This window comes from Archaeoglobus sp. UBA230 (assembly GCA_002507545.1).
Taxonomy (GTDB): domain Archaea; phylum Halobacteriota; class Archaeoglobi; order Archaeoglobales; family Archaeoglobaceae; genus Archaeoglobus.
This window is the reverse complement of record DAVR01000050.1, coordinates 22,843-29,352: the sequence shown is the minus strand read 5'-3', so window position 1 is coordinate 29,352 and position 6,510 is coordinate 22,843. Positions and strand designations below refer to the sequence as shown.

The following is a 6,510-nucleotide window of genomic DNA, read 5'->3' as shown; positions in this document are numbered from 1 at the left end:
AGGAGGTGAAAAAATCAGGTTAATTTCCAAATTTTTTTAATTTATGTCTGGCTATTTTAAACAACCCTTAATTTTGAGCGACATCCTTTACATAGTTAGGAAGAAACTGAAGCTGCAACCCATTATGGCTCACCGTCCTGTTTGTAGACAACGTAGTCCAGAGACCCTCAACCCGGTATTGAGCATTTCGATGAAGCTATCAGAAAGTTCGAAGAAACGAGAAACGAAGTTTGGAGGAGAATCAAGAAAAGGTATGCTAAGAAAGGGTTAATTGAAGCTGATCATCGTGTTTTTACCATCGTGGTATCTGGAGCCTTATCCACATCATTCCTAGCTACGAGAATAAGATTCCGGAAGCATCCTCTTTGATCCACAATCACCTTAACTCTGTACTTCCTGGTTTGTCCGTTATCGGCTTCGAGTTTATCAACTCCCTTGGTCCCACCGTGTGGTTTGCTTTGTAGATTACCTCCCCGCTTTCCGCTTTGGCTATTTCGATGTATATGCTGTGGTTTGCGTTGTCCTTGTTACGAATGCTGTAGTCTAAGGGTTCGACACAGAGTAGTGGTTGTCTATCCAAGCGTAGCCTTTGTAGTAGTCACTGTAACGGGTCACTACAGTATTATAAGCCCCATGATCAACATTGTTAATGAGATCTCTAATTTAACTTTGTCAGATTGTAATCCACCCGCTCGCATCCCAGCAGTTGTAGCATCCACCGCGTATAACGTCAACCCAGAACTGACGTTCGAAGGGTTCGGTTCCGACCACATCATCCCAGTGAACCCCACCCGCTGGAGCGTGCTGAGCGTCGCTGGCAGAGTACGTGATCACAAATATTTTCCCGTTCTTGTCGGCGTACGGCGGATGATAGGGGTTTCCGGGTTCGTTGCAATCATCACCTTTAGCCTTGCATGCTCCATCCAATACAAGCTTCCCCTTAGCGGCGAGTTTTCTTGCCTCTCCATCACTCAGCTTTTTACCGGCTGCTGTAAAGAGAAGAAAAGCTAATACAGCCTCAATCTCTTCATAAAATCCCCTCCAGAAATTTAAAAAGAGTTATGGAACTACCTCCAATAAAACTCCACCTCGTAAGTTGTGGGATCACCATCTTTGTACCACCAGTAGTACCACTCATAGCTTCTGTTGTTGACATCAACGACTTTGATGTATGGCGTATTTTCTCTGTCATCACCAGCCCTGTAAGGGCTTACTGATATGTTCAGGAGTGTATCACCAATTTTGAGCCTTACCGAAGTACTCAGGTTGAGCTTTACGTCTGACAGAGTGGATTCGAAAACCATGAATCCGATCTCCATATCTCCATTGCCAAAAGCTGCGTAGTGTGGTGGTGGAGATGGACGATACTCACCAATTACCTGCGGAGTTGACAAACCTCCTATTGTTGTCGGGTAAAGCAGCTCGTACTTCCAGTAAAATTCACCATCCCGTATGCTGTGTCTCTCGTATCTGAACTCCACGTATCCCCAGACTACAGCCCTCTTTCCATCTGAGACGTAATCGCTCAGCTCATCAACAGCTGATTCCGTCTTTTTCATTCCAATTGAGTGCCACGCTGAAGGTGGACAAGTAGAATTGGAGTCGAAAGAGATACAGGAGCTCCCCCATCCCTCTATATACATTACAGAGGATCGCCGCCCTTCAAGACCGAAAGCCACCTTAAGGCCGGGAATGCTGTTGAGGTACGCTAATCTCGCCTTTGCAACGCAGGCATCTGGGTTGTCGTGTACTGTACAGTAACTTTCTGCGGCAAACTGCTCTGCAGAAGCTTCTGCAAACTCAGCTTTTACGTCAATCTCCGTGATGGGCTTAACTATGTCCGTCTGGATGATCTTTCCGAACCCGTCGTTTTCTGATATTATGACGACAGCGTATTCGGGGGAGTCGTAGACGGGTATCAGTCTGGGTTTGATTACACCGTCAACCTCTCTAACTCCAACCTGCATGAGGTTTATTTCATCCTTTACTGTCACCTTAGAACCGCATTTAACCTTTCCCCTGTAAACAACCTCACTCAAAGCCATCTCGGTTGGATTGTACGGACTTGGAAAGCGGTGGACTGCTATGAAGCAAGTTTCTGATGAAGTCTGTGGTATGTCAATGTTCAGCATTACAATGCCCCTCGGTTCACCCTCAAGCCATGATTTGAACAGGATGATGGTCTCATAGCTCATGAAGATAACAGCTACTACAAGTGTAAGCAGGATAGCCGTCACCACCAATTTTTTATTTTTCATTTGTGCCACCTTAGTTAGGAAAAATTAAAAATTAAGTACTAACTTCCGTAAAACTGAACCTCGTAGGTCATCGGATCGTTGTTTTTGTACCATAAGTAGTACCATGCGTAACCTTTGCCACTAACATCCTTGATCCTAATGTAAGGAGTTGTATATAGCTCGTTATCCTCCCCGGCTTTGTACGGGCTTATTGAGATCCCCATGGAGAAAGCACCAATATTCAGTCCTATGTATGTGCTAATGCTTAACTTGTGGTTGGAAAGGTAAGGTTCATCGTCAAACCATATATCTCGATCTCCTTTTGTTGGATCTCCAGCGTACCACGGTGGGGAAGAAGGTTGCTGATAGCTTCCAACGACCTCTGGAGGGATAAGGTATCTTATCCTCGATGGATAAAAAATGTCATACTTCCAGTAGATGTTGAAGTCGTCATCCCAGTAAGCGTGCCTCTCGTAAACGTACTTCACCGAGCCCCACACAACAGCTCTCTGTCCATTGTAGATGTAACTCGTTACTTCAGAGCTTAGAGATGTTGCTCTCTTCTTTCCATCAGAACTCCATCTGTACGAAGGGCAGGGATTAAACGGATCGCTGGATATGCACGAGCTCCCCCAGCTCTCCAAGTACATTGCCGAAGCTGGCGTGCCACCTTTCAAACCGAAAGCAACCTTCAAGCCGGGAATGCTGTTGATGTAGGTAAGGCGGGTTTTTGCGATGCACGAGCCGGCAGCGAAGACGTCGTAGCCATAGCTGCCACTCTCATGCTCTATGTGCACATCGCACTCCTCCGATTTTTTAGAATTAACTTTAACCGAGTTTAACTTGGCAGAGTTTTCTTCAGGCTTTTCAAGTTTGGCTTTAACTTCAACTGCGGTTATCGGCCTCTCTATCCTCGTCTGAATGATCCTGCCAAAGCTGTAACCGTTGTCCGACATCACTACGACGAAGTATTCTGGAGAGTCGAACACGGCTTTTATCTCTCCGTTAATCTCTATGGTCTTCACCTCAATCATGTTTATCAGGTCTTTCACCTCGATTTCAGAATTGCACGGAACCTTTCCCCTGTAAACAACCTCACTCAAACCTTTCTCTGTTGGATTGGATGGCGTCGGAAAGCGATGAACTGCAACGAAGCAGCTTCTGGCATTCTTAACTTCGGGGATCTTTATTTTCATTTTTACCAGCCCCAAAGGCTTCCCCCCAAGCCACGAGTTAAAGAGGATGCTCACCTCATCGTTGGATGCCATCGCTACAGCTACACCACCGGTAGCCAGGAGGAGGAAAACCAGAACTGTTCTCCTCATCCAATCACCTCAAAAAAATAAAAATAAAAAATTTAATTGCCGTAAAACTGGATCTTGTAGGTCATAGGATCGTTATTTCTGTACCACCAGTAGTACCACGCATAGCCTTTGCCGCTGACGTCCACGATTCTTATGTAAGGGGTGGTGTAGCGGTCATCTCCTGCTTTGTACGGGCTTACGGATATGCCGAACGACAGGCTGCCGATGTTCAAACCGATGTAGGTTGTCAGGCTTAGCTTGCTGTTGGATTGGTACGGTCTTTCGAAGTTCACTTCTTTGGTTCCCTTAAACGGACCTCTGGCGTAGTAAGGTGGTGAGGATGGCTGATGGTAGTTTCCAATAACCTGCGGAGTTGACAAACCTCCAATCGCTGTCGGATAGAACAACTCGTACTTCCAGTATATCTCGAAGTCGTCGTCCCACACAGCAAACCTCTCGTACCTGTACTCCACATCTCCCCAGATGATTGCCTTCTTTCCGTTCGAGATGTAGTCGCTGAGGTCGCTCACTTGAGATATCGTCTTCTTCTTTCCGTTTGAGTGCCACATCGATGATGGGCATGGTGAGTCAGGATTTGTGGAGATGCATGAGCTTCCCCAGCTCTCGATGTACATCAGAGATGGTGGTGATCTATCGAGACCGAAGGCAACCTTCAAGCCGGGGATGCTGTTGACGTAAGTCAGCTTTACATCAACAACGCAGACATCTGGATTGCTGCGTATGTAGCATGCTGAGCTTTTGGTTTCGAGATCGGGCTTTCTCGATTTACCTGCGGTCGTCTCAAACTCAGCCTTTACGTTTAATTCGGTTATTGGTTTAACAACATCAGTCTGCAAAATTCTGCTGAACCCACCTTCTTTGGATATGACAACGATAGCGTATTCTGGCGAATCAAAGATCGGTTTTGCCTCTCCATTTTTTTCATCTCTCAACCCCACCTGTATCATCCTTATGAGATCCTTCACAACCACGGTTTCGCCACATTTCACCTTCCCCCTGTAAACAACATCGCTCTGATTCCACTTCTCTGTTGGGTTGTAGGATGTCGGGAAGCGATGGACTGCTACGAAGCAAACATCATCGGTTTTGGGTGTTTCCACGCTGATCTTTACCAACCCCAGAGGTTTCCCTTCGAGCCAAGAGTTGAATAGGATGCTCACTTCATCGTTTGCAGCGGTAGCCGTTGCTGCGATGCCGAGAACGATAAGTGCTGCGAGGAGACCTGCCTTTTTCATTCCTCCCACCTCGATAGCATATCGCATAGTAGGTATATAAATCTATCGTTAAGCTTTTATTTTAACGTTCAGTAAATTACTTAACGTTAAGTGTTTCGCTGAACGTTAAGGAGATCGCTTAACGGTTTAGTCAGTGCAATAGGCAAATGGTTGCACACCCGAATTTAGACCACGTGGTTTTCATATCGACACCCCACCCTTGGCAAGGTAAACGAAAATCGAAACCGTATTGGCAAAAATCCAGGAAAGTGAGAGAGTTCTCTTGTCCACACTGAGAAATGCCAGTGACGAAACGTGAGCAAGAATCAACCCCTCCACTACGCAGACGAAGCCCAGCAGAAGGTAAGATACCAAGTCTGCCGGCACCGAAAACAGCCTGTAGAGCAGGTAGGGAACCTTTGCCACCAGAGCGAGGAAAAGGAGCGAAACGAAGTCGATCACTACGAGAAGCAGGGTGACGGGCAAAAGTCTTCTCTCGTCGATTTCCGCTTCGAACAGCTGCGAGTAGGTTAGCAGGAAGAGCGTGTTGACGATGTAAGATGATGAGGGCAGGAGGGCTGCGTAGATGGCAAACGGGAACGGATCTGGAGGAATTAAAAAGTTGAAGAGCACGGTATCACCAACTGCTAACAGTAAAAACTCATCAGACACCCCGAAACCCTGCACCAACCGCTGGAGATCTTCACCTCTGCGTCCATCCATCCCTCGCCCTCAGCATCGATCCAGTTTTTGTAGCACTCGCACTTCAAGACCTCCTTCGTCCACCAGAGGAGTTTTCTGTACTCCTTCCAGTGCCTCTCTCCCACGATCTCAACCTGAAGCTTTGCTAAGCATGCGGAATAAACTTTCGTGCCGCTGGTACCGAACCTGGGCGAGAGCAGAAAAGTCGGGTTGCTCGTATTCACGATTTCGTCAAACAGATAAGCTTTAAACGTTCCGTTTCCGTCCGCATTCAGCCTCAGCATTTTTCCGTATTCCGTGTCCGCTACCGACCACTCCCAGTTTTCTGGAACCTCCATTGCGTCGGGGTTAATTTCCATGATCGCCCCATCTTTTGCCGGAATGGGGAGGTAGACCGTACAGTTCTCGTTTCGATCGAGTATCTCCACGCTGATGAGATACCTAAAGCCGCTGAACTGAATCTTCACACCCTCAATTGTCCCTTCATTCGAAATCGTTTCGGAGATGTAGTAGTGCGTGACGAAGACCGCAGCAAATGCGAGGGCCGAGAGGATCGATGTGAGGGCGTAGACTTTTCTCTTCGACATCGAAATCACCTCAAGTACAGACGATCGAAGGTCTCGCAAACGCCACCGTTGAGCTGCATCGCAATCGCATCCAAGGCTAATCCGGCGATCACCCAGAAGACGACGACCTCCCACCGCTTGTAGTCCCTGTAGGCGAAGCTCGCGATGAATCCGACTACCGCATTGACCGGCACTCCGATCAGCGTAACAACCGGTCCCGCTGGAGGAATTATTCCCAACGCATAAACGGGGCAGATGCTGCCAGCACTCAGTACGCCCACTGCAAGCATCGCGGCCAGCACGAATCTAAGTCTCCCTTCGACAAGCTGCAGGTCTTTGAGGGCGGCGAATCCCGCAATGAGCGATGCGTAAAGCAAGGCGACCGATGCCGCAAAGATGGCGATCGCCACTCCGGCATCGTACAGATCCGACAGAAAATTAAGGACGTGGGTCTCGACCAGCATGG

General features: G+C 47.6%; 8 protein-coding genes. All 8 read right to left on the bottom strand.

What is annotated here, in order from left to right; translation table 11 throughout:
• Positions 1-376: 376 nt before the first annotated feature.
• The 8 genes from BP688_RS13500 to BP688_RS13465 all read right to left on the bottom strand — a co-directional run bounded on the left by BP688_RS13500 (position 377) and on the right by BP688_RS13465 (position 6,508).
• Positions 377-580, bottom strand: coding sequence for a hypothetical protein (locus BP688_RS13500; RefSeq protein ID WP_290597152.1), 204 nt, complete (start codon positions 578-580; stop codon positions 377-379).
• A gap of 92 nt (positions 581-672) precedes the next feature.
• Complete coding sequence (locus tag BP688_RS13495; RefSeq protein WP_290597151.1) at positions 673-927, bottom strand: cupin domain-containing protein; 255 nt, start codon at positions 925-927, stop codon at positions 673-675.
• Between the two features lie 140 nt (positions 928-1,067).
• Positions 1,068-2,258, bottom strand: coding sequence for a hypothetical protein (locus BP688_RS13490; RefSeq protein WP_290623802.1), 1,191 nt, complete (start codon positions 2,256-2,258; stop codon positions 1,068-1,070).
• A gap of 38 nt (positions 2,259-2,296) precedes the next feature.
• Positions 2,297-3,562, bottom strand: coding sequence for a hypothetical protein (locus BP688_RS13485; protein WP_290597150.1), 1,266 nt, complete (start codon positions 3,560-3,562; stop codon positions 2,297-2,299).
• A 32-nt stretch (positions 3,563-3,594) separates the two neighbouring features.
• A complete protein-coding gene (locus BP688_RS13480; RefSeq protein ID WP_290597149.1) occupies positions 3,595-4,797 on the bottom strand; it encodes a hypothetical protein in 1,203 nt (400 codons plus the stop codon).
• Positions 4,798-4,977: 180 nt separating this feature from the next.
• Positions 4,978-5,448: a hypothetical protein gene (locus BP688_RS13475; protein WP_290597148.1), complete on the bottom strand. Its 471-nt coding sequence runs from the start codon at positions 5,446-5,448 to the stop codon at positions 4,978-4,980.
• Positions 5,424-6,104, bottom strand: coding sequence for a hypothetical protein (locus BP688_RS13470; RefSeq protein WP_290597147.1), 681 nt, complete (start codon positions 6,102-6,104; stop codon positions 5,424-5,426). Before BP688_RS13470 ends, BP688_RS13475 begins: the two co-directional genes overlap by 25 nt.
• Positions 6,071-6,508, bottom strand: a complete 438-nt coding sequence (locus BP688_RS13465; protein WP_290597146.1) for a hypothetical protein — start codon at positions 6,506-6,508, stop codon at positions 6,071-6,073. The genes BP688_RS13470 and BP688_RS13465 overlap by 34 nt, the downstream gene beginning before the upstream one ends.
• Between the last annotated feature and the right edge of the window lie 2 nt (positions 6,509-6,510).